We start from the raw sequence: 24151 nt of genomic DNA, 5'->3' as shown, positions 1-24151 counted from the left end.
CACACGGGCACGAGTCCCGGCGGGACGAGCTCAAGGCCGTCGACGAGGCTGGCGACCTCCGGGCGGGACCGGTGGGTGACCTGCTGGCGCGAGAGGTGGTTCCACCGGCGCGCGGCCGCCCGCATCGCGGGGTGCAGGTCGCTGGCCTGGTGGTAGACGGCGATGTAGCTGCCGGACGGGACCGCAGTCACCAGCGCGGACACCTGGGCGGCGGCCGCCCCGGTGTCGGCGATGAACGACAGCGTGGACGTGGACAGCAGCAAGACCGCGACCGGCTGGCCGAAGTCCAGCGTCCGCCGGGCGCCGGCCACCACCGCTCGGGGGTCGCGAATGTGCGCGTCCACGCAGTCGATGGTGCCAGCCGGCGTGGACTTCGTCAGTGCCCTGGCATGGGTGAGCACCATCGGGTCGCTGCTCGCGTAGACGATGCGGCAGCGCGGGTCCACGGACTGCGCGACCTCGTGCGTGCGCCCCGACGTCGCCAGGCCCGGCCCGACGTCGAGGAACTGCCTGACCCCGGCCTCGTCGGCCAGGTACCGCACCGCGCGCTGGTGGAAGGCGCGCACGGCGGGCACGATCGCAGCGACGACTGGCGCGACCGCGATCATGGCCCGCATCGCCTTCCGGTCGGCCTCGAAGTTGTCCCGGCCGCCGCCCAGGTAGTTGGCGGCCCGCGCGATATTCGGCACCGTGGTGTCGATCAGCTCAGCCTTCGCCCGCCGTGTCGCCTCATCTCGCCAGTCATCGCTCACCTGGGTCCCCTTTGTGCTATGGGCTTTCTCGCGACCACGGCGTGCATCGGGATCACCTCTTCGAAATGCGGGTCGTGCCGTCCGTGGCGCCATTCGCCGATCGGCACCAGGCCGGGCGAGACCAGTTCCAGGCCCGCCACCAGGCTGGCGACCTCATCCTTGGAGCGGAGCGTGATCTGCTGCTCCGACATCTGGTTCCACCGGCGGGCGGCCATCTCAAGCGCGGGGTTCAGCTCGCTCGCTATGTGGTGGATCACCACGTGGCTGCCCGGCGGCAGCGCGCCTGCCAGCGAGGACACGATGCCCGCGGCCGTGGCGGTGTCCTCGATGAAGGCCAGGATGAACATCAGCATGACCGCGACCGGCTGGCCGAAGTCCAGCGTTTCCCTGGCGCCTGCCACGATCGCGCCCGGTTCGCTGACGTCAGCGTCGACGTAGCCGGTGGCGCCGTGTGGGGAGCCGGCGCCGCGGTCGGGCACGGGCCGCATGAGCGCCCGCGCATGAGCGAGCACCAGGGGGTCGTTGTCGGCGAACACGATGCGGCACCGCGGGTCAGCGGACCACACGATCTCGTTCGTGTCGTTCGACGCGGCCAGGCTCACGCCGACGTAGATGAACTGGCGCACGCCAGCCTCGCGTACCAGGTACCGCACCGCCCGCTGGTGAAAAGCGCGCCACGCGGGCGCGATCAGGCCGATGATGGGGGCCGCCGCGACCAGCGACCTGGCGGCCTTCCTGTCGGCCTCGAAGTTGTCCTTGCCGCCATCAAGGTAGTCCGCGACCCGGGCGGCGTTCGGCACCGTCGCGTCGACCAGCGCGGCCTCTTCCCTGCGTGCCTCATCGCGCCGCCAGTCAGCCGTCACGCGAGCGATCCCATCGCTGTCGGAAGGCACGCGCGGCGGGCAGCATCGCGGCGGCGCCGGTCGGCGCCGTGGTCGCCGATCAGCGCCGCCTTCGCCCGGCGCGTCCCGTCCTTCCTCCAGTCGTCTATCACCCGCATCACCCCCCGCATGGCTTCGCGTGCGGCTAGGGCGCAGCACGGGCCACCAGGGCGCCGTACAACGCCGGCACCGCGGCGCCCGCCGTGTTGCCTACGCAATCGCGGCATCACTCACAGATACCGCATGGGACCATTTTTATCACAGATCGGCTCGGGTGACACCGACTGAAGCGCCAGGGCCGTGCTAGCCGTGGAACTGCGCCCCGTTGACCTTGGCCGCGATCCCGGTCCGGTCCAGGTACGGCGTGATGCCGCCCAGGTGGAACGGCCAGCCCGCGCCGAGGATCATGCACAGGTCGATGTCCTCGGCCGCGGCGACCACGCCCTCGTCGAGCATGATCTTGATCTCCTGGGCCAGCCCCTCCAGCGCCCGCGCGAGAACCTCCGGGCCGGCCGACGGGTGCCCGCCGCCGGCGAGCAGTGCGAGCACGTCCGGGTCGACGGAGAAGTCCGGCCGGTAGACCGCGGTCTTGCCGGTCGCCACCAGCGCGCGCAGCTTCGGCGACACGGCGAAACGGTCGGGGAACGCGGCCGCCAGGGTCTCCGCCACGTGCAGCGCGACCGCGGGCCCGACGAGCTGCAGCAGCAGGAACGGGGTCATCGGCAGGCCGAGCGGGTCGGCGGCGTGCTCGGCGACCTCGAACGGGGTCCCCTCGTCGACCGCGGCGATGAACTCGCCGAGGAACCGGGTCAGCAGCCGGTTCACCACGAACGCCGGCCGGTCGGCGACGATCACGCAGTTCTTCTTCAGCGTGGCGCCGACCGCGAGCGCGGTCGCGACGGCCGCGTCGTCGGTCGAGGCGCCGCGGACGACCTCCACCAGCGGCAGCACCGCGACGGGGTTGAAGAAGTGGAAGCCGACCACCCGCCCGGGGTGGGCCAGGCCGGCGGCCATCGCGGTCACCGACAGCGACGACGTGTTGGTGGCGAGCACGCAGTCCGGCCGGACCACGGCCTCGAGTTCGGCGAACACCTGCTTCTTGACCGAAAGCTCCTCAAAGACCGCCTCGATGACGAAGTCGGCGTCGGCGAAGCCGTCCTTCGAGACCGAGCCGGTCACCAGCGCCTTCTGCCGGCTGGCCGCGTCGGGCGAGAGGCGCCCGCGGCTGAGCTGCCTGTCGATCTCCGCGTGCACGTACCCCACGCCGGAGTCCACCCGGGCCTGGTCCAGGTCGGTCAGCACCACGGGAACCTGCAGCCGCCGGACGAAAAGCAGCGCGATCTGCGCGGCCATCAGCCCGGCGCCCGCCACCCCCACCTTGGTGACAGGCCTGGCCAGCGAACGGTCCGGCGCCCCGGCCGGCCGCTTCGCCCGCTTCTGGACGAGGTCGAAGGCGTACAGCCCGGCGCGCAGCTCGTCGCTGAGCAGCAGGTCGGCCAGCGCCTCGTCCTCGGCCGCGAACCCCTCGTCGCGGGTCCTGGTCCGCGCCCCGGCGACCAGCTCAAGCGCCCGGTACGGCGCCGGGGCCGCGCCGTGCAGCTTGCCGTCGGTGAAGAACCGCGCGGCGGCAACCGCCGCGTCCCAGTCCGCCGCGGATGCCGGCGAGGAACGCGGCACCGTCGCCGACCCGGTGAGCACCCCGGCCGCCCAGCGCAGCGACTCCTCGAGGAAGTCCGCGGGCTCGAACATCGCGTCGGCGATGCCGAGCCCGAACGCCTCGGGGCCGCGCAGCATCTTGTTCTGCGACAGCGGGTTCTCGATGATCACCTTCAGCGCGGCGGCGGGCCCGATCAGCCGCGGCAGCAGGTAGGTGCCGCCCCAGCCGGGGACCAGGCCGAGGAAGCACTCGGGCAGGGCGACCATGCCGGCGCCCGAGGAGATCGTCCGGTAGGCGCAGTGCAGCGCGACCTCGAGCCCGCCGCCGAGCGCCACCCCGTTGATGAAGCAGAACGACGGCACGCCGAGCTCGCCGAGCCGGCGGAACACCGCGTGCCCGAGCCGTCCGATGGCCAGCGCCTTCTCCCGGGTGTCGGCCAGCGCCGCGCCGTCCAGGTCCGCGCCGGCGGCGAGGACGAACGGCTTGCCGGTGACGCCGACGGCGGCGATCTCGCCGCGCGCAGCGCGCGCGGCGAGATCGTCCAGGGCCGCGTTCAGCGACAGCAGGCCGCGGACCCCGAACGTGTTCGGCTTGGTGTGGTCGTGCCCGTTATCGAGCGTGACCAGCGCGAGCACGCCGGCGCCGGGCGCGACAGCGCCCAGGTCCACGTCGCGGACGATCGCCCGGGTGACCACCTCATCCGGGTAGTCGTTCTCCAGGAGGAGCAAGCCGGGACCGTTCGGGATCGTGGTCATTTCCTAGCTCCTCTCCCACAGCACCGTGCCGCCCATGCCAAGTCCCACGCACATCGTCGTCAGCCCGTACCTGACATCCGGGTGCTCGGCGAACTCGCGGGCGAGCTGGATCATCAGCCGGACCCCCGAGGAGGCGAGCGGGTGGCCGAGCGCGATCGCCCCGCCCCACGGGTTCACGCGCGGGTCGTCGCCGTCGATCTTGAAGTGGTCGAGGAAGGCGAGCACCTGCACGGCGAACGCCTCGTTGATCTCGATCAGCCCGATGTCGTCCATGGTCAGGTTGTTCCTGGCCAGCAGCGTCTCGGTGGCGGGCACCGGGCCGATGCCCATCACCTCGGGCCCGACGCCCGCGAACGAGAAGTCCACCAGCCGCATCTTCGCGGTCAGGCCAAGCTCACGGGCGACCTCCTCGGCCGCGATCACGCAGCCGGTGGCCCCGTCGTTGATCCCCGAGGAGTTGCCGGCGGTTACCCGGCCGTGGGGCCGGAATGGCGTCTTCAGCCCGGCCAGGGCCTGCGCCGTGGTGTCCGGGCGCGGCGGCTCGTCCGTCGTCGCCCAGCCCCAGCCGAGTTCCTGCTCGCCAGCACCAGCCGGCGTCCTGATCGCCATCGGCACCAGGTCGGGCTGGATCTTGCCCGCCGTGTAGGCCTGCGCGAGCTTGCGCTGGCTCGCGGCGGCGTACTCATCGGCGCGGGCCTTCGTGATCGCGGGGAACCGGTCGTGCAGGTTCTCCGCCGTCATGCCCATCGACAGCGCCGAGGAGTCGACGAGCTGCTCGGAGACGAACCGCGGGTTCGGGTCGACGCCCTCGCCCATCGGGTGCCTGCCCATGTGCTCGACGCCGCCCGCGATCGCGACGTCGACCGCGCCAAGCGCGACCTCCCCCGCCACGGCGGTCACCGCGGTCATCGCGCCCGCGCACATGCGGTCGATCGCGAAGCCGGGCACCGTCTGCGGCAGGCCCGCGAGGATCGCGGCGGTGCGCCCGATCGTCAGCCCCTGGTCGCCGATCTGCGTGGTGGCCGCGATCGCGACCTCGCCGATCCGGTCCTTGGGCAGGGTGGGATTGCGCCGCAGCAGTTCCCTGATCACCCGGACCACCAGGTCGTCGGCCCGTACGTGCGCGTAGATGCCCGTCGGCCCTGACTTGCCGAACGGCGTGCGTACGCCGTCGACGAAGACCACATCGCGTGCCCGCATCGGCTGCTCCTCCTGTGCGCCTGGCCTTATGCTACTCGTCAGTAACTATAACCGGCGCCCCTTGCGCAGGAATTCCAGCAGCCGCTCCAGCGGCCACGCGTTGATCACGTCGTCCGGGGTGAGCCAGCCGCGCTGGGCGGTCCCGACGCCGTACTTCATGTTGTCCAGGTGGGTGACCGAGTGCGCGTCCGTGTCGATCGCGAACTTGCATCCCGCGTCCCGAGCCGCCCTGATGTGCTCGCCTGGCAGGTCGAGCCGCTCCGGCGAGGCGTTGACCTCCAGGGCGGTGCCGGTGCGCGCGCACGCCAGGAACAGCTCGCCCACGTCCACGTCGACGGGCGGCCTGCGGCCGATCTTGCGGGTCAGCGGGTGGCCGATGACGTTCACGTACGGGTTCTCGCAGGCCGCGATCAACCGCCTGGTCATCTCCTTGCGGTCCTGGTCGAAGTGGGAGTGGACCGACGCGACGCAGATGTCGAAGCCCGCCAGGAAATCCGGCCCCCAGTCCACCGAGCCGTCCGGCGCGATATTCAGCTCCGTGCCGTGCAGCAGCGTCATACCTGAGCTGATCGCGGCCAGGCGCGCGCGCTGGGCCAGCATCTTCTCGTCGGTCATCCGCTGCATGACCAGGTTCGGCGCGTGGTCGGTGACCGCGTAATAGTCGTAGCCCTTTTTCTCCGCGGCCGCGATCATCTCTTCCAGGCTCGCCACACCGTCTGTGAGATTGGTGTGCGTGTGCAGGTCCCCGCGAAGATCTTCATCCAGAACGAGCCGTGGCGTCTGTCTTCGCAGCGCGGCTTCGACCTCGCCGGTGTCCTCGCGCATCGGCGGCGGGACCCAGTCCATGCCCAGCGCCGCGTAGATGGCCTCCTCGGTTCCGCTCGCGATGACCGTGTCGTCCTGGAACAGGCCGTACTCGGAGAGCTTGCGGCCCTGTCGCACCGCGATCTGGCGTACGGCGACGTTGTGCGCCTGCGAGCCGGTGAAGTACTGCAGCGCGGCGCCCCAGCACTGCGGCCTGACCACGCGCAGGTCGACCTGGAGGTCGCGGTCTGTCCTGATCGAGGTCTTGGTCGGGCCGGAGACGATGACCTCGGCGCCGCCGAGTGCCCGGAACGCGTCCGTGATCCGCCCGGCGGCCGCCTCGTCGGCCGCGGTCGCGAGGATGTCGACGTCGCCGATCGTCTCCCGCATCCGGCGCAGCGAGCCGGCGTACGCAACCCGCTCGCACCGCGGCGCCAGCGCGGCGACGATCTCGGTCGCCGCGCCCATCGCGACGTTGACCAGCACCCGGCCCTGGGTCAGCACGCTGAGGCCGCGCAGGATGCGCTCCTCGCTCTTGGCGCCGAACCCGCCGAGGTCGCGCAGCCGTCCGGCCGCGACCGCCTCGCGCAGCTCCGCGACCGAACCAACGCCGAGTTCGGCGCTGAGCTGCAGCGCCCGCTTCGGCCCGAGGCCCGGCACCCGGGTGAGGTCGCGGACCCCCGGCGGGATGCGGGCCCGCAGGTCCTCCAGGGCCGCGAACGTGCCATGGCGCTGGTACTCGGCGATCTTGGCCGCGATCGACTTGCCGACGCCGGGGATCGTGGTGAGCGCGGCCTCGCTCATCACGCCGGTGTCCCGCGGGTGGCCGGCGACCGCCTTCGCGGCCTTCTCGTAGTTCCGCGCGCGGAACGGGTCGCCGCCGGTGATCGCCAGCAGTTCGGCGTACTCCCGCAGCAGCGACGCCACGGCCTCGTTAGAACTCGCCATGACAGCCATTGTCCGCCGGTCAGAGCATGAACGACGACCCCCGGGCGCCGCTGAGGGTGGTCCCCTCCCGCGTGTCGGCCAGCGCGCGGATCGCGGAGACGCCGTAGCCGAGGACCAGCGCCGCCGCCGCGGCCGCGACGAGCACGCTGGCCACCCGCGCCCACTGCGGCGCGACGATCAGGTCGTAGCCGAGCACCCAGCCGATGACGCCGATCTCGGCCCCGATCCCGAACACCGTCAGGCACGACGCGGCCAGCATCGACCACATCTGCGCCGCGACGACCTCGTCGCTGCGCGGAATGAGGAACTCGCGCGGATAGTTCTTCGCTGGCTTGCGACGCGCCTTGGCAGGCTCGCCCGCCGGCGTCTCGGCCGCTGCCTCCACGTCGGCGCCTCCCGGCACGCCGACGCTGGCCTGGCCGAGGAACGAGATCGCCGCGCCCGTCGGGACCACGAGGTCGGCCGTGACGCTACCTGACACGCTGAGCATGACCCGCTGGCCGGGGGTCACCGCGATGTCGGTGCCGCCGGGAAAGACGAGCGCCCGCTGGCTGACCCCGCCCGTGCCGGGCGTGCCCGCGGACACGGTGAGCATCGCGCCCGCGGGAGCGGTCAGGCTGGGCTGCCCGGGCACGGCGATGCTCCCGCCGGCGGGCACGCCGATCTTGACGCCGGGGTCGCCGGGGGAGGTTTCTGGCGGCAGGCAGATCGCCACCATCCCCGCGGTGGCCGGGTCCTGCCTGCTGTACCGGTAGTTCAGCACGCCGAACAGCATCGGCGCGACCACCGTGATCCCGCCCGCGAGCGCGATCAGCAGGCTGAACCGGCCGAGTTCGAGCCCGGGCAGCAGTTCGCCGACGGTGCCGGATGCGGTGAGCACGGTGCCGACCACGGCGCCCACCGCGGTGATGTTCGTCGCCCAGCTGTCGCCGAACGTCCAGGCCGACGACGCGTACAGCGGCATCCGCCAGAAGGCGACCCGGTGCATGTGCACCCGCCTGCCGTTCGGCCGCGGTACGCCGAGCAGCATGGTGATCCCGACGAGCGCCGCGGCGAGCCCGACGCCGCAGCCCACGGGAATCCACGCGTACTGGAACGCCGAGACCGCGCGGCGCACGCTGAGCGTGAGCTCGAGCGGCGGGGCGCCCAGGTCCAGCGCGGCAAGCGGCGGCGTGACCGCCAGCGTGGCCGACTCGGGAACCTCCGGCAGCGGGGGATCCGGGGTGAAGCTGAGCACCACTTCGGTGACCGGGTGCGCGGCGACCGCCTTCGCGCCGCACGCCAGCCCGCCGACGTACTGCGGCGCCGTGTCGCGCGTGTCAGTGTCCGGGGTGCCGGTCAGCAGGTCGAAGTCGGTCTTTCCCAGGCACAGCGCCCTGGTGTCCAGGTACACCGTGGTCGTCCAGGTGTCGGCGGCCACCTGGGTGAGTTTCTCCCCTGACGGCCCGCCGAGCGGCGCGGGCGCACTCGGGGACGCCGTCCCCGCGGCCCAGGCCCGCCCGCCGGCAAAGAAAGCCAAGCAGGCAATAGAGGCCAGCAGGAGCGCCATTGCCCCCAGGTAACGCATTCGGACCCCGCCCTTGAACGCCGCATTTAACGCCGTGCGCATTGGCGGAAATCGTCGCAGCGCCCGCGCCGGGCAGTCAAGCGGAATGCCCCTTTTGCCGGGACAGCCGGGCCGGTCCGTTCGGGATAAGAAAACGGATGCGGGCAGGGAGGATGGCTCGGCGGCCGGCGGTGCGGGGGCGGTGCGCCTGAGGCTGAATCCGATGCCGAGCAGGATCAGGAGCAGGGCCATGCCGGACAGGATGTAGGCGTTGCCCCAGAGCAATTGGAAGCCGTGCCAGTGGTATTCGACGTACCACGGCTGATCGCCGTACTTGCTGAACAGGAGGGGAGTGGTATTCGGAGGCGCCCACAGGAAGCCGAGCGAGAACTTGCCGAGGTTTCGCGCGTGCTCCCAGATCGCGTCCGGCCAGGCGGCGAACATGAAGATCATGCCGACGGCCAGCGCGCCGATCCCGCGGGCGCGCCACCGGCCGGCGGCCGAATGCGCGGTCCGCCAGGCCCGGATGGCGTAGTGCCCGGCGACCGCGACGCCCGGGGCGACCCAGACCCAGTGGTGGTCCCAGCTGATCGGCGAGATCAGCAGGCCGGTCAGCGCGGTCGCCAGGATCGCGGGCACGTGGTAGCCGGCCCGCTCGAGCAGGTACGCGGCCAGGATGCCGAGCACGAGCGCCACCGCCGCGGCGGCGAGCCATGGCCTGGTGCCCGCGTCGATGCTCCCGCTCAGCCGGGTGATCAGGGCGCGCAGCGACTGGTTGCCCGCCCAGCCGGTGAACCCGGTCCGGTTGCCGTCGGAGAACATCAATCCCTGCAGCCACCACTTGTCCGAGTCGCCGGGCAGGAACGCCCACCCGACGAGCACGGTGGCCAGGAAAGCGCCCGTTGTCACGGCCGCCTCGCGGAACTTCCTCGTGACCAGCAGGAACGGGACGAAGACCAGCGGGGTGAGCTTGATGCCGGCGGCGACGCCGGTCGCCGCCCCCTTCCACCACCGGCCCTCGCGGGGCTGGCACATGTCCCAGATGATCGCCGCCATCAGGATCAGGTTGATCTGGCCCAGGTAGATCGTGCGCACCACCGGCTGCAGCCAGAACGTGACCGCCGCCGCGACCAGCGTCGCGCCGAGCCGCACCCGGCGGTCGGTGTAGCCGAGGCCGCCGAACGTGAACCACAGCGCCGCCACCAGCGAGACCATGTTCACGATCACAGAGGCCACCCACAGCGGCGCCCACGGGATGTAGGAGACCAGCGCGAACGCGACAGCGGCGAACGGCGGGTAGGTGAACTTGAGCGCGAGCGAGCTGTAGCCGCCCCAGTCGTAGAGCGGCGCGGCGTCGTGCGGGTCGTAGTACGGGCGGATGTGCCTGACGATCAGCCCGCCGTCCCGGTACACGGTCAGGTCCACCGTGTCGAGCGCGCCGCCCTTCCCGCTGATCACCGCGTAGGCGACCCAGCTGATCACCACGGCGAGGAAGGCGATGGCGCCGGCCCGCACCAGCCGGCTACCCGGGGGCCTGACAGCGACCGAATTCACACCGGTAACCATATCGGTTCAGCCGGAGGCGTTCGGCGCGTGCGGTCCGATGTCGGTCATACTTGTGCCATGTCAACGCCGACCGCCGGCAAGCCGCGGGGATGAGCATCCAACACCTGGTGACGTCCGGGCCGCTGATCCTGGCGATGCCGGTCGCCGCCGCGGCGGGCGCGGTGACGTTCCTTTCCCCGTGCTGCCTGCCGCTCGTCCCCGGCTACCTGGCGTACATCACGGGAATGTCCGGGGCGGGCGCCGGGGTTGGGGCGGCCGGCGCCGGCGCGGACGGGGCTGCCGAAGGCGCCGTCGCCGTCGCGGGCATCGGCACGGGCTCGGGGTCGGGCTCGGGCTCGGCTGGCGGTGGCGGGGTCACCACCACCCAGACCAGGACCGCCGCGGCCGGGCCGGCGGCGCCGTCCAGGGGCCGGGCGGTCGCCGGGACCGCCCTGTTCGTGCTCGGGTTCTCGCTCGTCTTCGCCTCGTACGGCATGGCGGTCGGCTGGCTCGGTCACATGCTCCGCGCCCATGAGACGGGCCTGACCCAGGTGCTCGGGGGCATCACGATCCTGCTCGGCCTGCTGTTCGCGGGCGCGTTCGACCGCTTCAGCCTCGCGGGGCGGATCGTCCGCCCGTCGTTCCGGCCGCAGGCGGGGCTGGCCGGCGCGCCGCTGCTCGGCGTGCTGTTCGGCATCGGCTGGTCGCCGTGCATCGGCCCGACGCTGACCGCCGTCCTGGCGCTGTCCGCTTCGTCGGGCACCGCGGCCCGCGGCGCGTTCCTCGCGTTCATCTACGGGCTCGGCCTCGGCATCCCGTTCCTCATCGTCGCCGTGGCGTTCCAGCGGGTGGTGAACGTGCTCGGGTTCTTCCGCCGCAACGCGCGGACGGTCAGCCGCATCGGCGGCGCCCTGCTGATCGTCGTCGGGGTCCTCGAGGTGACCGGGGCGTGGACGTCGGCGATCAACTGGGTGCGCGCGCACTGGTTCAGCGGCTACGAGCTGCCGCTCTAGCCTTCTGCTGCGGCTGTTTTTGCTGCTGGTGCTTTCCCTGCTGGGCCTGTCCCTGCGGCTGTGCCGGCGGTGCGGCGCGCTGGCTCGCCGCCTCGACGAGCGCGGCCATCAGGCGCGGGTCGTCGCCCTCTTCTGGGTGCCAGTGGACGCCGACGCCGAACGGATGGCCCGCCACCTCAAGCGCCTCGACCACCTCGTCGTCCGGTGACCACCCGGCCACGACCAGCCCCTCGCCGATCCGGCTCGGCGCCTGGTGGTGCGCGGCGGGCACCTCGCCCTGCGTGCCGAGCAGGCGGCCGAGCAGGCTGTCATCGGACAGCCGCACCTGGTGCGGCAGGTAGCGCGCCCGGTCGGGGCGGTGGTCGGGCAGGTGCTGGGTCAGCGCGCCGCCGCGCGCCACGGCAAGCACGTGCAGGCCGCGGCCGATCGCTAGGAACGGCAGCCCGGCCTCGATCGCCGTGCGCATCAGCACGAGCTCGAACCGGTCCCTGCGGTGCTCGGGCAGGTCGGTCTCGTCCAGCCGCTGCTGCTGGTACAGCGCGGGGTCAAGATCCCTGCCCCCGGCGAAGACCAGCCCGTGCAGCCCGGCCACGAAGTCGCGGACCGAGTCCGGGGGCACCGGCGGCAGCACGACGGGCGCCCCTCCCGCCCGCTCGACGGCGCGCGTATAGCTGACAGGCGAGATCACGGCCTCCCGTATCCAGTCTCCCCAGTGAGCCGCTTCGAGCTCGCTCGTGATACCGATGATCGGACGGCCCATCTCGCCCTCCTCGCCAATCACGCTATGCCTATCCCGTCATGCCGGATTCTCTTGTGACACTCTGCCGTGGGTGCAACACTGAGCGCTGTGACGCAACAGTCCGACGGGTCAGGGACCCCCGCCCCGGGCACACCGCCATTCTTCCTGAACGAGGCTGTCTGCGATGCGGCGATGGGTTATTTCTATGCACATCTGTTTTCCGCAGAACCAGAGATCAGTGCCATGTTTCCGGCCGATATGCACACTCAGCGACAGCGTCTTTACGCAGCGCTACGCCAGATCGCGGCAATGCCTCCGGAAATGGTCAGCGGGACGGCGGATGACGACGACGGGCTGACCGCTTATCTCAGCGCGCTCGGCCGCGCGCACCGCAAGTTCGGGGTGCGCAAAGACCACTACCCGGCGGTCCGGTCCGCGCTGCGGGTAACGGCGGACAGGTTCACGCCCCCCGGCAAGGACGCGGGCAACCAGGACTGGGAGGCCGCGGTCGACCGCGCCGCCGAGATCATGATCGCCGCGGCCGAGGAGGACGCCGCGCACGCACCCGCCTGGTGGACCGCCGAGGTCACCGGCCACCAGCTGCGCACCCCGCAGGTCGCCGTGCTGACCGTGCAGCCGTCGGAACCGTTCCCTTACCTGGCCGGCCAGCACCTTTCCGTGCAGACGCCGCGCTGGCCGCGGCTGTGGCGCAACTACTCGATCGCCAACGCGCCCCGCCCGGACGGCTCGCTCACGCTGCACGTGCGCGCGATCGCCGGGGGGCTCGTCAGCACCACGCTGGTACACCACCTGCGCACGGGCGACATCCTGCTGCTCGGCCGGGCCGAAGGCCAGATGACCGCGGACACCGAATCGCAGCGCCCCGTGCTCTGCCTGGCCGGCGGCACGGGGCTCGCCCCGCTGAAGGCCATCGCCGAGGCCGTCACAGGCACCCGCCAGCGGCGGGACATCGTGCTCTACCACGGCGCCAGGACCGAGTCCGAGTTGTACGACCTGCCCGCGCTGCGCCAGATGGAGCTGGATTTCCCGTGGCTGCAGGTGATCCCGGCGACGTCACAGGAAAGGGCCGGGGGCACCAGGCACGGCGCGATCCCCCTGCTGGCGGCGCACGCCGACTGGAAGGACCGGGAGGTGTACGTCAGCGGCCCGGACCAGATGATCGTCGAGACGGTCGCGGCGCTGCGCGCGCTTGGCGTGCCAGCCGGGCTGCTGCACTACGACCTGCCGGACGAGCCGCTCCCGTGACCGGCCGCCCAGGGCGCCCCGGCCGCCCCGATCGAGCGTCCTAGACCTTCCGCCAGCCGGGCACCCAGGCGCCGTCCGTGACCTGGTAATCGCCGAACAGCGCCGGCGCCTCCGCGCGCATTATCTCCCCGATTTTCCCGAACACCAGGCGGATTTCCTCCTCGGCCCCTGGGTCGGTGCGCATTTCAATCGTGTGCCGAAGCGCCCGGATGTTCGCGGTCCATACCAGGCCTGTCGCCACCCCGTCGGGGGCGAAGCGGCGCATGAACGAGGTCTTGTGCTTTTTCTCGTGCATCGGCACGCCGTCGTCATCCAGCCCGAAGTGCTCGGACATCCATTGCTGGAATGCCTCCATTTCCGCGAGCAGCGCCGTGGCCCGCTTCATGAGCTCCGGGTCCTCCCTGGCCCAGGCGGGGAACCAGAAAGGCAATTCATCGAGCCGAACGAACCGCAGCGACTCTTGCGAGATGGCCGTTCCCGGACGGTGCCTGATCACCTCATGGGTGAAGACCCTGCTCACGTTGTGCAGCACGAACGTGAAGCTGACGTGCTCAAGGACGGACCCGTGGCCGCTGCGCAGGATGTTCTCCAGGTACCTGACCTGGTCGTCGCGGACGCGGCGGACGTTCGGGTTCAGGCCCGGCTCCCAGGAGCGGTAGCAGATCTTGCCGGCGAACTCGACGAGGTTCTGCGCGTCGTTGCCGAGCTGGTCGCGGTCCAGCCGCTCCAGCCAGCTTTCCCCGCCGACCTCGCGCAGGTAGGCGGCGAGCGCCTCGTAGTCGACCTGCGGCCGCGCGACCAGGAACACCTCGGGCTCAACGTTGCGCATACCCGGCACCCTACCTGCTGAGCACGGAGAATTCCCGGCAAGAGCCCGCGCCGCGCGTGGCACGCGCGCCGCGCGGTCTGACCTGTTGTCTCACTATCCGGACGCCCCGGCGCAAGATAGGACCCGAGCGGCAGACAGAAATGTGTATAAAACGGACAATAAACCTGCGGCTCGGGTCCTAAGTCATCCCGGAGGCGCGCGAGGATGCGGCCGGGCGCGAGCTGCCGGGCTAGGGGCTCAGCGGGTGCGGCGGCGGAGGGTGAGCGCCCCGCCGACCAGCGCGACGGCGGTGAACGCGAGGATGACGGCGACGTCCGCGCTGACCGCGGCGCTCCACGCGGCGCTGGCGCCGATGCGCTGCATGGCGTCGACCGCGTAGGACAGCGGCAGCACGTCCGACAGCCAGCGCAGCACGGGGGTCATCGCGCTCCTGGCCACGACGAGGCCGCACAGCAGCGCCTGCGGCAGCACGAGCGCCGGCATGAACTGCACCGCCTGGAATTCCGAGCGGGCGAAGGCGCTGGCGAACAGGCCAAGCGACATGCCGAGGACCGCGTCGAGGACGGCGATGACCGCCATCGGCACGGCCGAGCCGGGCGTGCTCACCCCGAGCCAGGTCAGCGAGATGACCAGCACCACGGTCACCTGGACGCACGCGACCAGGCCGAACGCGATCGCATAGCCGGCCAGCAGGTCGAGCTTGCCGAGCGGCATGGCCATCAGGCGTTCCAGCGTGCCGCGGGCGCGCTCGCGCTGCGTGGTGATGGCCGCGACGATGAACATGATGACGAACGGGAACACGCCGATGTAGACGGGCGCGAAGCGGTCGAGCGCCACCGGGTTGTTGAGCACATACCGCAGCAGGATCATCAGCACGCTGGGAACCGCGAGCATCATCGCCACCGTCCGCGGATCGTGCCGCAGCTGCGCGAGGACGCGCAGCGCTGTCGCCCGGGTGAGCGTCCAGCTGATCGCGAACTCGCCGTTCATCGCCGCGCGGCCTCCTGCCCGGTGCCCGTGGCGAGCTGCAGGAACGCCGCCTCGAGGTCGGCCGCGCCCGTTTGCTGGCGGATCTGCGCCGATGTCGCCTCGGCGAGGAACCTGCCGTCGCGCATGAACAGCAGGTAGTCGCACCTGGCCGCCTCGTCCATCACGTGGCTGGAAACCAGCAGGGTCGTCCCCGAGTCGGCGAGGCGGTGGAACATCTGCCACAGGTCGTGGCGGAGCACCGGGTCAAGGCCCACCGTCGGCTCGTCGAGGACGAGCAGGTCGGGGGTGCCGAGCAGGGCGACCGCGAGGCCGACCCGGGCAAGCTGGCCGCCGGAGAACGTGCCGACCAGCCTGTCTTCCATGCCCTTGAGGTCGAGCTCCCCGATCGTCTTGCTCGTGGCCGCCTTCAGCCGGTCCCGCCGCAGGCCGAGCACCGTGCCGAAATAGCGCAGGTTCTCGGCCAGCGTGAGATCGGGGTAGACGGCAGGGTCCTGTGTCGAGTACCCGACGCGGTCCCGCAGCCGCGGGTGCCCGGCGGGCAGGCCGAGCACCGTCACGTCTCCCGCGGTGATCGCCTGGACCCCGACGAGCGTGCGCATCAGCGTGGTCTTCCCGCATCCGCTCGGCCCGAGCAGCCCGGTGACCTGGCCGGGCGCGATGCTGAACGTCAGGTCATCCAGGATCGTGTGGCTGCTTCTGCGGACGACCAGGCCGTGGGCCTGCACGACGGCTTTAGCCGCGGACGGCTGCGGTGACACGTGCCCATTGACCCATATTCCGCGCCGGGAAGCCAGGGACGGACGTCACCGTCCCCGGGTGCGGCCCCGGGCTGGCGGGCGCGTGAGGGGTACGGACGCCGCCGATGAGGAAAGAAACTTCATAAGCATCAATAACACCAAAGACATCGGCAGCAACAGAAGGGCAACTCCATGTCGCATCATCTTGACACGCCGCTAGCGAGCCAGAACGGCCAGCTGTACATCGACGACCTGTATGTCTTCCCCGGCGAGGGCAGCACGGTGTTCGTCATGGACGTCAACTCCGACATCACCGGCGCCCGTGCCGAGCCGGGCTTCCACCCGGAGGCACGGTACGAGTTCAAGGTGCACTTCGACGAGTCAGACTTCGAGAACGTGACCTACCGGGTGTCGTTCGGCGAGCCGGGGCCAGACGGCCGCCAGCCCTTGCGGCTGCATTTCCTCGCGGCCGGCGAGGCGCGCGAGGACGCCGCGACCGGCGGCCTGCTGCTGCAGGGCCGCACCGGCGAGCCCGCCATCGGCGACGGAACGCGGATCTGGGCCGGGCGCGCCGCCGACTCCTTCTACATCGACCTGTCGCTGCTGGACATCGTCAACGGGGCCGTGGCCAAGGGCGCCGCGGTGGACCTGTCGGCGTGGCGCCCGCAAGAGGCGAAGAACAGCTTCGCCGGCACGACCGTCGAATCGATCGTGCTTGAGGTCTCCCACGAGCACTCGCGGCTGCGGCCCGGGGCCCGCGCCGGCGTATGGTGCGCCACCAAGCTCGCGACCGACGCCGGCGGCTGGCGGCAGATCAACCGGGCCGGGCACCCGATGATGTGGCCGATCTTCTGGCCCGCCGACACCGACTTCTCCAACCCGGCCAATGCCCGGCACCCCGCCGGGGACTTCGACGCCGACGGCAGGCACATCGCCGGCCAGGTCGCCGCCGTCGTGGCGGCCAGCGGCACCAGCGACGATCCGCACGGCTACGGCCAGACCGTGGCCCGCGAACTGTTCCCCGACGTGCTGGCCTACGTGGTCGGGACGCCCGCGACCTATGGGTTCGCCGGCCGTAACGGCAGGACGCTGGCCGACAACGCGCCCGAGGTCATGCTGTCCCTGGTCGCCGGCACGGCCGTGCCCTCCGGGCTGAAGCCATCGGTGGCCAGGGACATGCGGGACGGCAACTTCCCGTACGTCGTGCCTGCCTGATCATCCGGGTTCGGCCGCCGCCAGCACCGCGTCCAGGGTGCGGCGCGACCTGTCGGCACGCGGTGCGCGCGAATCGGTTGCCCCGCTATTGTGCGGCTGATGCATAGCTTTACCGTTGCCGACTGGCAGCCGTTCTTCACCGCCGTAGTCAGCGCCGCCGCGGCGCTGACCGGCCTGCTGTTCGTCGCGGTGTCGATCAACCTCGAGCACATACTCAAGGGCCCCTCGATGCTGCCCTCCCGGGCGGCCGAGACGCTGGCATCCCTGCTGTTCGTCGTGATCAGCTCCGCGCTGGCCCTGGTCCCCCAGAACGTCCGGCTGCTTGGCGCGGAGATCTTGGTCATCGTGGTGCCGTTGCTGGTCATCACGCTGCGAATTCAGCTGCGGTTCCGGCGGCAGCACCCGGACTCGCCGCTGCTGTGGTCGGCGTCCCGGATCACGATCAGCGCGGCGGCGACGATCCCGGGCACCCTGGCGGGCCTGTCGTTCCTGGCGCACTGGGGCGGCGGCTTCTACTGGCTGGTGCCGGCCTCGCTGCTCGGCATCGCGGGCGCCGGCTACGGCGCCTGGGTGCTGCTCGTCGAGATCGTCCGCTGAGCTCGAGCCTCAGCCCCGGCTCTGGACCTCCCGGCTTGCTTCACGTCTCCAGGGTGGCGAGCTCCTCCTGCACCCGGCGCTCGTGCTCGTCGGCGTCCTTGCGGGCGCGGCGCGAACTCCAGCGGCCGGCCATCAGCAGGATCAGCGGCAGGAACAGCACCTGGCCGCCGACGCAGACCCACCACCAGTTCCTCCACTCACCGGGCGCCGCCGCCGCGGCGGTGACGACCTGCGATCCGTGCGCCTTCATATACGCCAGGTCCGATGTGGGCACGGTCCCGAGCGCGGTGAACCGGGCGGTCGCGGCGGCCGGGCCGATGTGGAAGGCCGTCGCGATCTCCGCGACGGCCGCGGGGGCCGCCGCGGTCGGGTTCGCCGCCAGCGCGGCCTGCGTCTTGGGAGAGATCGCCGCGAGCGTGGCCAGTTCCGGCGCGTACTTGACCGACAGCGTGGTGACCGTCGGGCCGTAGGTGACAAGCGGCGTCATCGAGCCGACCACGGCCGGCAGGATGAGGAGCGAGATGGCGATCACCGCCCGGATGATCCACCCCCAGATGGCCAGGCCGGTCGCGGTGAGCGCGGGGTTGTGCTTTTCGACGGTCTCGGTGTAGCCCGCCATCCACGGCGCGTACGCGATCGCGAGGAAGACGGCAAGGAAGCTGATCACGATCGCGAACGTGCTGTACCCCGTGCCGCTGCCCAGGTTGAGGAAGATGATCGTCATCACGATCGCGCCCACGGCGCCGCACGCCATGAACGGCTTGCGCACCCGGACGATGTCCGAGAGGATCCCGACCACTATCAGCGCTCCCGCGTCGAACGCCCAGAACCAGTTCCCGAGGCTGTTGGCCGTCGACAGCGAGTAACCGTGCAGCGCGGCGAAGTAGACGGTGAAGAAGCCGACCGCCGTGTAGTAGAAGATCAGGAACACCGCGATCGCGAACGCCGAGCCGATGACGTCCAGGTGCAGCATCTGGCGCCACGGGCGGTGCAGCAGCTCATCGACCTTCAGTCCGCGGGCCTTGGCCTCGATCAGCGCGCGGTCCCTGATGGACACCATGAGCTGGTCCCGCAGCGGCGGGGAGAGCTCGCGCAGCCCGACGACCGCGATCGCCGCGACGACGAGACCGACGATGCCGCAGATGATGAACTGGTCCTGCCACGCCACCAGGTGGCTGAGCGTGTTGCTGGACACGACGGCGACCACCAGGCTGCCGACGACAGGCCCGAGGGTCCAGAACCCCATGGCAGAGGCCCGGCCGAGCTGCGGGGAGAAGTCCCGCACCAGCGCCGGCGTCGCGACCAGGATGATGCCCTCGACGACGCCGACCGCCGCGAACAGGATCGCGTAGGTCAGCTCGTTGGGCGCGTTCGGCACACCGAACAGAATCAGCGCACCGGTGATGACCAGCCCGTACGCGACGAGGTTGGCGCGGCCCCACCGGTCGGCGAGGCCCGCCGCGAGAGACCCGAAGGCACCCACCGCGTTGGCGACAACGATGATGTACACGTAGTAGTTAAACGTCATCCCGAAGTGCGCGATGATCGCCGGGGACACCGCGCCAGGGATGTAGAACTGGTAGTAGAGCACGATCGTCGCGAGCACCACGATCGCCAGGTAGGTTATCCGCGGCCCTGTGTTCGGGTAGTGGTGGAGCTGACGCCGCCAGAGGCCCTGCACCGGCCTGGCCGCCGGACTGCCCTGCACCGTTGCTGTCATCCTGCGACCCCTTTTCGCACCACGTCGTCACTGACGTGCGCACAGCTAAAGTACGTTTTCGTACTTTAGGAATTTTCCCGTTACTCTAGGCCCATGCCGGACGCCACGCAAGCGGGCACGCTCGCCCGCACGCACGAGGGGAAACCTGGCCTGCCGCGAGGCCGCAGCCGCCTCCCGGCGCCGGATGTCCGGGCGTCCCAGCTGCAGCGGCTGCGCCGGGCCGCGATCGCCGCTGTCGCCGAATCCGGGTACGCGGCCGTCACGGTCGCCGACATCGTGCGCCGCGCGCGGGTGTCGCGGGCCGCCTTCTACGTCCACTTCGCGGACAAGGAGGACTGCTTCCTCGCGGCCACCGGCGAGGGCCGGCAGCTGATGGCCGGCCGGGTGGTCACCGCGACCCGCGCGCTGCCCGCGGGCACCGCCGATGAGACCGTGCTAGAGGCCGGGTTCCGCGCGTTCCTTGAGTTTCTCGCCGACGAGCCGGCCTTCGCCCGGGTCTTCTACGTGGATATGCCGGCCGCCGGGCCGCGGGCGATCGAACGGCTCGACGCGGCGGCCCGCCGGTTCGCCGACATGACCGCGAGGTGGCACCACCGGGCGCGCGCCCGCCACCCGGAATGGCCCGCTGTTCCCGACGAGGCTTACCTCGGGCTCGCCGGGGCGACCGCCGAGCTGGTGCGGTTCGGGGTGCACGGCGGCCAGACGCACGCGCTGCCGCGGCTGGAGGGAACGCTCGTGTCGCTGCACCTGGCGGTGCTCGCCGCCCGCCCCTGGCCGGTCGCCCCGCCCGCCCCGGTCGCCCCGGTCGCCCCCACCCCGTAGGCCGGCCGGGGCCGGCCTACGGGGTACCGCGTGAGCCTAGCCGTTGAGCGCGTACTCGACCATGGTCGCGGCGCCGCTGTGCGTGGTGGCAGTGATCGCCGAGGCGGCGGCGAACAGCGACAGGCCGATAAGAATTGCGAAAATGATCTTCCGGGCAGTTTTCACGGTGAGCCTCCGAGAAGGATCGTGGCGGATCGTGTGAATTACAGTAATTCACGCCAATTCGCCCGGACTAGCTTGGGGTCCCGGTAGCACTGAAGAAATTTCCAACGGATATAGCACTGACCTGCGATAACGAGAGTTTCACTGACAGTCCCTGACCTTCACGGCTACGTTCTGTTCCTATTCGGTTCGGTACGGGCGCGAGGTGGCCTTTGTCAGAGAAGATGTTCTCCGAGGATCAGCTGGAGCAGCTTCGCTCGTTTCCGGAGATCAGCAGGGACGAGCTGGTCCGGTACTTCACGCCGACGCCGGGGGATGTCGCGTTCGTCGATACAGGGCGAGGGCGGGGTGCGGCGGACAGGCTGGGCATGTTGGTTCAGTTGTGCACGCTGCCGTGGCTGGGGTTCGTGCCTAATGACGTGCGCTCGGCGCCGCCGGCGACCGTGGCCCGGCTGGCGGACCGGCTGGGCGTTGACCCGGCGGCGCTGTCGTCGTACGGGCGGCGCGCGCAGACCCGCTCGGATCACCTGGCGATGGTCGCGGAGTACCTGGGGTGGAAGACCGCCCCGGTCGGCAGCGAGGAGATGAAGGAGCTGGAGCAGTTCCTCCTCGACCGGGCCATGGAGCACGACTCGCCGACGCTGCTGTTCAACCTGGCCCGCGAGTACCTGGCGTCGGCCAAGGTGATCCGGCCCGGCGCGATCGTGCTGGCGAAGATGATCGGGACGGCCCGCAAGGGGCGGGTGACCTGACGGCACAGCTCGTCGGGCACCTTCTGACCGGCGAGGTGCGTGCTGACCTGGACCGGATGCTTCGGGTCGACGCGGGGCTGGGAATGACCCGCCTGGAGTGGCTGAACAGCCCGGCCAGGGACGCCTCGGCGTCGTCGGTGAAGACCGCGATCGAGAAGCTGGCCTGGTTCCGCGGCATCGATGCCCCGCAGATGGACCTGTCGGCGCTGCCGAACGAGCGGCGCAGGTTCCTGGCCCAGGTGGCACGCCGGTCGACCAACCAGGGGCTGGAACGGCGGAAGGAGCGCAAGTACCCGATCCTGCTGGCGTTCGTGGCGCAGGCCGCGGTGGACCAGCTGGACGAGGTCGTGGCGCTGTTCGACCAGGCGGTGTCGGCCCGGGAGTCCCGGGCCAAGTCCAGGACGGAGGAGGCGCTGGCCGAGCGGGCCAGGAAGGGCGAGGCCCGGCAGCTGCTGATGGACGTGATCCTGCCGGTGCTGGCCGACCCGTCGGTTCCGGACGAGCAGGTCGGCGGCAGGCTGCGGGACCAGATCGGGATGCAGCGGCTGCGGGAGATCACCTCCGATTCCTGGAAACCGCTGCCGAAAGACCACGGCCGGCTGTCGGAGCTGGACTCCTCCTACTCCTACCTGCGCCAGTTCACCCCGAACGTGCTGGCCGTGATCGACTTCCAGGGCGGCCCGGGCACCGCAGAGCTGATGGAGGCCGTGGCCATCCTGAAGGAGATGAACCGGCTCGGCGGCCGGAAAGTCCCCGCAGGCGCGCCGACCGGGTTCGTGCCCGCGAAGTACGCCGGCTACCTGGAGAAGGCCCGCAAGAGCGGGGAGGACACCGCCTACCGGCACTACTGGGAACTGTGCGTGACCCTGTGCCTGCGGGACGGGCTGCGCTCCGGCGACGTGTTCGTGCCCGGATCGCGCCGGTACGCCGACCCCTCGACCTATCTGTACACGGCCCGGCAGTGGGCACCCAGGCACGAGGAGTACTGCCGACTGGTCGGCAAGCCCGCAGACGCCGCGCGCGCCCTGGAGCAGGGAAAAGAGGAACTGCACGCGGCGCTCGCCGAGATGGAGTCGGCCCTCGCCGGCTCCCTGCCCGGTGACCGCGGGGCGGTCCGCCTGGACGGCGACGGCCACCTGGTGGTGCCGCCTCTGCCGGCCGAGGACATCCCGGCGGAGGCCAGGGAACTGAAGGACGAGCTGGCCGGCATGCTGCCGTTCGCGCCGATCGCCTCGCTGCTGATCGAGCTCGACGCCCGGACGGGATTCCTGGACTGCTTCACCCACGCGGGCGGCCGGAAGCTGGCCAGGTCCGCGGAGACCAAGCGGAACATCCTGGCCGTGCTGATCGCAATGGCCACCAACCTGGGGCTGGCCCGCATGTCGGAGGCCTGCGGGGTGTCCTACGACGTGCTCGCGTGGACAACAGAGTGGTACGTCCGCGAGGACACGCTCCGTGACGCCAACACCGTGATCGTCAACCACCACTACAGCCTGGAGCTGTCTAAAGCGTTCGGCGGCGGCGTCATGTCGTCCTCCGACGGCCAGCGGTTCCCTGTGCGGGGCAAGTCCGTCACGGCCCGGAACATGGTGATCCACGGCGGGCAGGTCCTGTCGACCTACACCCACGTGTCCGACCAGTGGTCCACCTACGGGACGAAGGTCATCGTCCCGACCGCGCGGGAGGCGCACTTCGTGCTGGACGACTTCCTCGGCAACGCCACCGACCTGCCGGTCGCCGAGCACGCGACCGACACCCACGGCGCCACGCTGATCAACTTCGCGCTGTTCGACCTGGTGGGCAAGGCCCTCACCCCCAGGATGCGGGACCTGGCGCGCGTCACCCTGGTGCGCGATGACACCCCGACGGAGGTAAGAAAGGCATACCCGCACGCCGGGCCGCTGCTGGGCGCCCGCTGGAACGAGGCCCTCATCGAAGAGTGCTGGCCGGACCTGCTGCGGATGGCGGGCTCGCTGAAGTACGGGCAGGCCACGGCGTCGCTGATCGTCGGCAAGTGGTCTGCGTCCTCCCGCCAGAACACCCTGGCGGCGGCGCTCAAGGAGTGGGGGATGCTGCGCCGGACGATCCACACGGCGAGGTACCTGTCGGATCCGGTGTACCGCAGGAAGATCTCCCGGCAGCTCAACAAGGGCGAGTCCCTGCACTCGCTGCGCCGCGACCTGCACTACGCCCAGCAGGGCACCATCACCCGGGCGCACCCGGCCGAGCAGACCGAGCAGGCATGGTGTCTGACCGTGCTGACCAACGCCGTCGTCGCCTGGACCACCGAGTACTACTCCCGCGCCGTCCTGGAACTGCGCTCGCAGGGCCGGTCAGTCCCCGACGAAGTCCTAGCTCACATCTCGCCCGGCCACAGCGACAACGTCAACTTCTTCGGCGTGATCAACGTGGACGTCGAGGCGGAACTGGCCAAGCTGGACGGCGGAGGCTGGCGCCCGCTCCGGGCCGCTCAGCTACAAGACCTCGGCCTCGCCTGACACGCCATGGCCCGCGGTCCGGTGGTCATGTACGTGATAACGGGCTGTTATCCGGTAGGTTGACCCGTGAAGAGGAGCGGCGACCAGCGGCACCGTAACCCCGCCGGACGCGCGACTCGTGCACGTTATCCGGTAGGTCTGCGGAGAGGGGTCACGGTGGCGGCGACCGTAGCGAAACTGGATGCCCAGCGAGGCAGGCAGCGGCCGGCGGAGGCTGGGGGCCCGACCGTGCGCGCCGCGATCGACGGCTTCCTGGACGCCCCGGACGTCAGGGCGAACCAGAACACCCTGCGCGCCTACACCAGCGTGCTTGACCGCGTCGGCGAGGAAATCGGCGCCAGCCGGAGGCTGGCCGAGGTACCGGATGACGAGATCGCCGGCGCGCTGACCATGCTCTGGGGCGGTGCGAAGCCGGCGACCTGGAACCGCAACCGCGCTGCGGTCGGGTCGTGGCTGACCTGGTGCGCTGACACGCAGCACTGGACCGCGCCGGCGCTCCCGGCCGCGGCGAAGCGGCGCCGGGAGAACAATGACTACACGAAAGCCGTGTCCCGGTCGAGGATCGACCGGCTCTGCCGCCGCCGGGACGTGCCGCTGCGGGAGAAGACGCTGTGGCGGCTGCTCTACGAGTCCGCCAGCCGCGCCAGCGCGGTCCTGGCGCTCAACGTCGAGGACCTGGACCTGCCCAACAAGCAAGCCCGGGTCACCGTCAAGGGCGGCGAC

Annotated in this window: 20 protein-coding genes; 7 read left to right on the top strand and 13 right to left on the bottom strand. The window is 70.9% G+C overall.

What is annotated here, in order from left to right:
• The 7 genes from Q1N79_RS18960 to Q1N79_RS18930 all read right to left on the bottom strand — a co-directional run.
• Nucleotides 1–752: SAM-dependent methyltransferase (locus tag Q1N79_RS18960; protein ID WP_300610743.1), on the bottom strand; the 752-nt coding region annotated here is incomplete at its 3' end.
• The gene (locus tag Q1N79_RS18955) at nucleotides 749–1615 is read right to left on the bottom strand and encodes an SAM-dependent methyltransferase (RefSeq protein ID WP_300610741.1); all 867 of its coding nucleotides are present in this window, start codon (nucleotides 1613–1615) and stop codon (nucleotides 749–751) included. The genes Q1N79_RS18960 and Q1N79_RS18955, both read right to left, overlap by 4 nt.
• Nucleotides 1612–1746, bottom strand: coding sequence for a hypothetical protein (locus tag Q1N79_RS18950; protein WP_300610739.1), 135 nt, complete (start codon nucleotides 1744–1746; stop codon nucleotides 1612–1614). Before Q1N79_RS18950 ends, Q1N79_RS18955 begins: the two co-directional genes overlap by 4 nt.
• A gap of 190 nt (nucleotides 1747–1936) precedes the next feature.
• The gene (locus Q1N79_RS18945) at nucleotides 1937–4045 is read right to left on the bottom strand and encodes a 3-hydroxyacyl-CoA dehydrogenase NAD-binding domain-containing protein (protein ID WP_300610736.1); all 2109 of its coding nucleotides are present in this window, start codon (nucleotides 4043–4045) and stop codon (nucleotides 1937–1939) included.
• Nucleotides 4046–4048: 3 nt separating this feature from the next.
• Nucleotides 4049–5245 (bottom strand): thiolase family protein, encoded by a 1197-nt coding sequence (locus Q1N79_RS18940; protein ID WP_300610734.1) that lies wholly within the window; start codon nucleotides 5243–5245, stop codon nucleotides 4049–4051.
• A 45-nt stretch (nucleotides 5246–5290) separates the two neighbouring features.
• Nucleotides 5291–6997 carry a DNA polymerase/3'-5' exonuclease PolX gene (gene polX / locus Q1N79_RS18935; RefSeq protein ID WP_300610733.1) on the bottom strand — a complete coding sequence of 569 codons (1707 nt, stop codon included), beginning with the start codon at nucleotides 6995–6997 and terminating at the stop codon, nucleotides 5291–5293.
• Nucleotides 6998–7016: 19 nt separating this feature from the next.
• The gene (locus Q1N79_RS18930; protein WP_300610732.1) at nucleotides 7017–10097 is read right to left on the bottom strand and encodes a glycosyltransferase 87 family protein; all 3081 of its coding nucleotides are present in this window, start codon (nucleotides 10095–10097) and stop codon (nucleotides 7017–7019) included.
• 101 nt (nucleotides 10098–10198) lie between these two features.
• Here Q1N79_RS18930 and Q1N79_RS18925 point away from each other — a divergent pair, with 101 nt between their 5' ends.
• On the top strand, nucleotides 10199–11101 hold the full coding sequence (locus Q1N79_RS18925; RefSeq protein WP_300610730.1) for a cytochrome c biogenesis protein CcdA: 903 nt from the start codon (nucleotides 10199–10201) through the stop codon (nucleotides 11099–11101).
• Here the strand turns inward: Q1N79_RS18925 and Q1N79_RS18920 are convergent.
• A complete protein-coding gene (locus Q1N79_RS18920) occupies nucleotides 11076–11861 on the bottom strand; it encodes a gamma-glutamyl-gamma-aminobutyrate hydrolase family protein (RefSeq protein WP_300610728.1) in 786 nt (261 codons plus the stop codon). The two genes, Q1N79_RS18925 and Q1N79_RS18920, sit on opposite strands and share 26 nt — an antisense overlap.
• A gap of 171 nt (nucleotides 11862–12032) precedes the next feature.
• On the opposite strand from Q1N79_RS18920, the gene Q1N79_RS18915 reads away from it, so the two are divergent.
• The gene (locus Q1N79_RS18915; protein WP_300610726.1) at nucleotides 12033–13106 is read left to right on the top strand and encodes an FAD-binding oxidoreductase; all 1074 of its coding nucleotides are present in this window, start codon (nucleotides 12033–12035) and stop codon (nucleotides 13104–13106) included.
• Between the two features lie 40 nt (nucleotides 13107–13146).
• Here the strand turns inward: Q1N79_RS18915 and thyX are convergent, their stop codons facing one another.
• From thyX to Q1N79_RS18900, 3 genes are all read right to left on the bottom strand, one after another.
• Nucleotides 13147–13935 (bottom strand): FAD-dependent thymidylate synthase, encoded by a 789-nt coding sequence (thyX, locus tag Q1N79_RS18910; protein ID WP_300610723.1) that lies wholly within the window; start codon nucleotides 13933–13935, stop codon nucleotides 13147–13149.
• 237 nt (nucleotides 13936–14172) lie between these two features.
• Nucleotides 14173–14925, bottom strand: a complete 753-nt coding sequence (locus Q1N79_RS18905; RefSeq protein WP_300610720.1) for an ABC transporter permease — start codon at nucleotides 14923–14925, stop codon at nucleotides 14173–14175.
• Entirely contained in the window at nucleotides 14922–15683 is a 762-nt protein-coding gene (locus tag Q1N79_RS18900; RefSeq protein ID WP_300610718.1) for an ABC transporter ATP-binding protein, read from the bottom strand. The genes Q1N79_RS18905 and Q1N79_RS18900 overlap by 4 nt, the downstream gene beginning before the upstream one ends.
• 171 nt (nucleotides 15684–15854) lie before the next feature.
• Between Q1N79_RS18900 and Q1N79_RS18895 the strand changes: the two genes are divergently transcribed.
• Nucleotides 15855–16877: a DUF4331 family protein gene (locus Q1N79_RS18895; RefSeq protein WP_300610716.1), complete on the top strand. Its 1023-nt coding sequence runs from the start codon at nucleotides 15855–15857 to the stop codon at nucleotides 16875–16877.
• A 99-nt stretch (nucleotides 16878–16976) separates the two neighbouring features.
• Nucleotides 16977–17474: a hypothetical protein gene (locus Q1N79_RS18890; protein ID WP_300610714.1), complete on the top strand. Its 498-nt coding sequence runs from the start codon at nucleotides 16977–16979 to the stop codon at nucleotides 17472–17474.
• 40 nt (nucleotides 17475–17514) lie between these two features.
• On the opposite strand, the gene Q1N79_RS18885 is transcribed toward Q1N79_RS18890, so the two are convergent.
• Nucleotides 17515–19194, bottom strand: a complete 1680-nt coding sequence (locus tag Q1N79_RS18885) for an MFS transporter (protein WP_300610713.1) — start codon at nucleotides 19192–19194, stop codon at nucleotides 17515–17517.
• 93 nt (nucleotides 19195–19287) lie between these two features.
• On the opposite strand from Q1N79_RS18885, the gene Q1N79_RS18880 reads away from it, so the two are divergent.
• Nucleotides 19288–20016, top strand: a complete 729-nt coding sequence (locus tag Q1N79_RS18880) for a TetR/AcrR family transcriptional regulator (RefSeq protein WP_300610712.1) — start codon at nucleotides 19288–19290, stop codon at nucleotides 20014–20016.
• 36 nt (nucleotides 20017–20052) lie between these two features.
• Here the strand turns inward: Q1N79_RS18880 and Q1N79_RS18875 are convergent, their stop codons facing one another.
• Entirely contained in the window at nucleotides 20053–20181 is a 129-nt protein-coding gene (locus Q1N79_RS18875; RefSeq protein ID WP_300610711.1) for a hypothetical protein, read from the bottom strand.
• A gap of 209 nt (nucleotides 20182–20390) precedes the next feature.
• On the opposite strand from Q1N79_RS18875, the gene Q1N79_RS18870 reads away from it, so the two are divergent.
• Both Q1N79_RS18870 and Q1N79_RS18865 read left to right on the top strand, forming a co-directional pair.
• Nucleotides 20391–20930, top strand: coding sequence for a DUF4158 domain-containing protein (locus Q1N79_RS18870; RefSeq protein ID WP_300610709.1), 540 nt, complete (start codon nucleotides 20391–20393; stop codon nucleotides 20928–20930).
• Nucleotides 20927–23428 (top strand): Tn3 family transposase, encoded by a 2502-nt coding sequence (locus Q1N79_RS18865; protein WP_300610745.1) that lies wholly within the window; start codon nucleotides 20927–20929, stop codon nucleotides 23426–23428. The genes Q1N79_RS18870 and Q1N79_RS18865 overlap by 4 nt, the downstream gene beginning before the upstream one ends.
• The last annotated feature ends 723 nt before the right edge of the window (nucleotides 23429–24151 follow it).

It is taken from the genome of Trebonia sp., assembly GCF_030042015.1.
In the GTDB taxonomy this organism is placed as follows: domain Bacteria; phylum Actinomycetota; class Actinomycetes; order Streptosporangiales; family Streptosporangiaceae; genus Trebonia.
The sequence above is the reverse complement of the archived record's forward strand: the minus strand, read 5'-3'. Positions and strand labels throughout refer to the sequence as shown.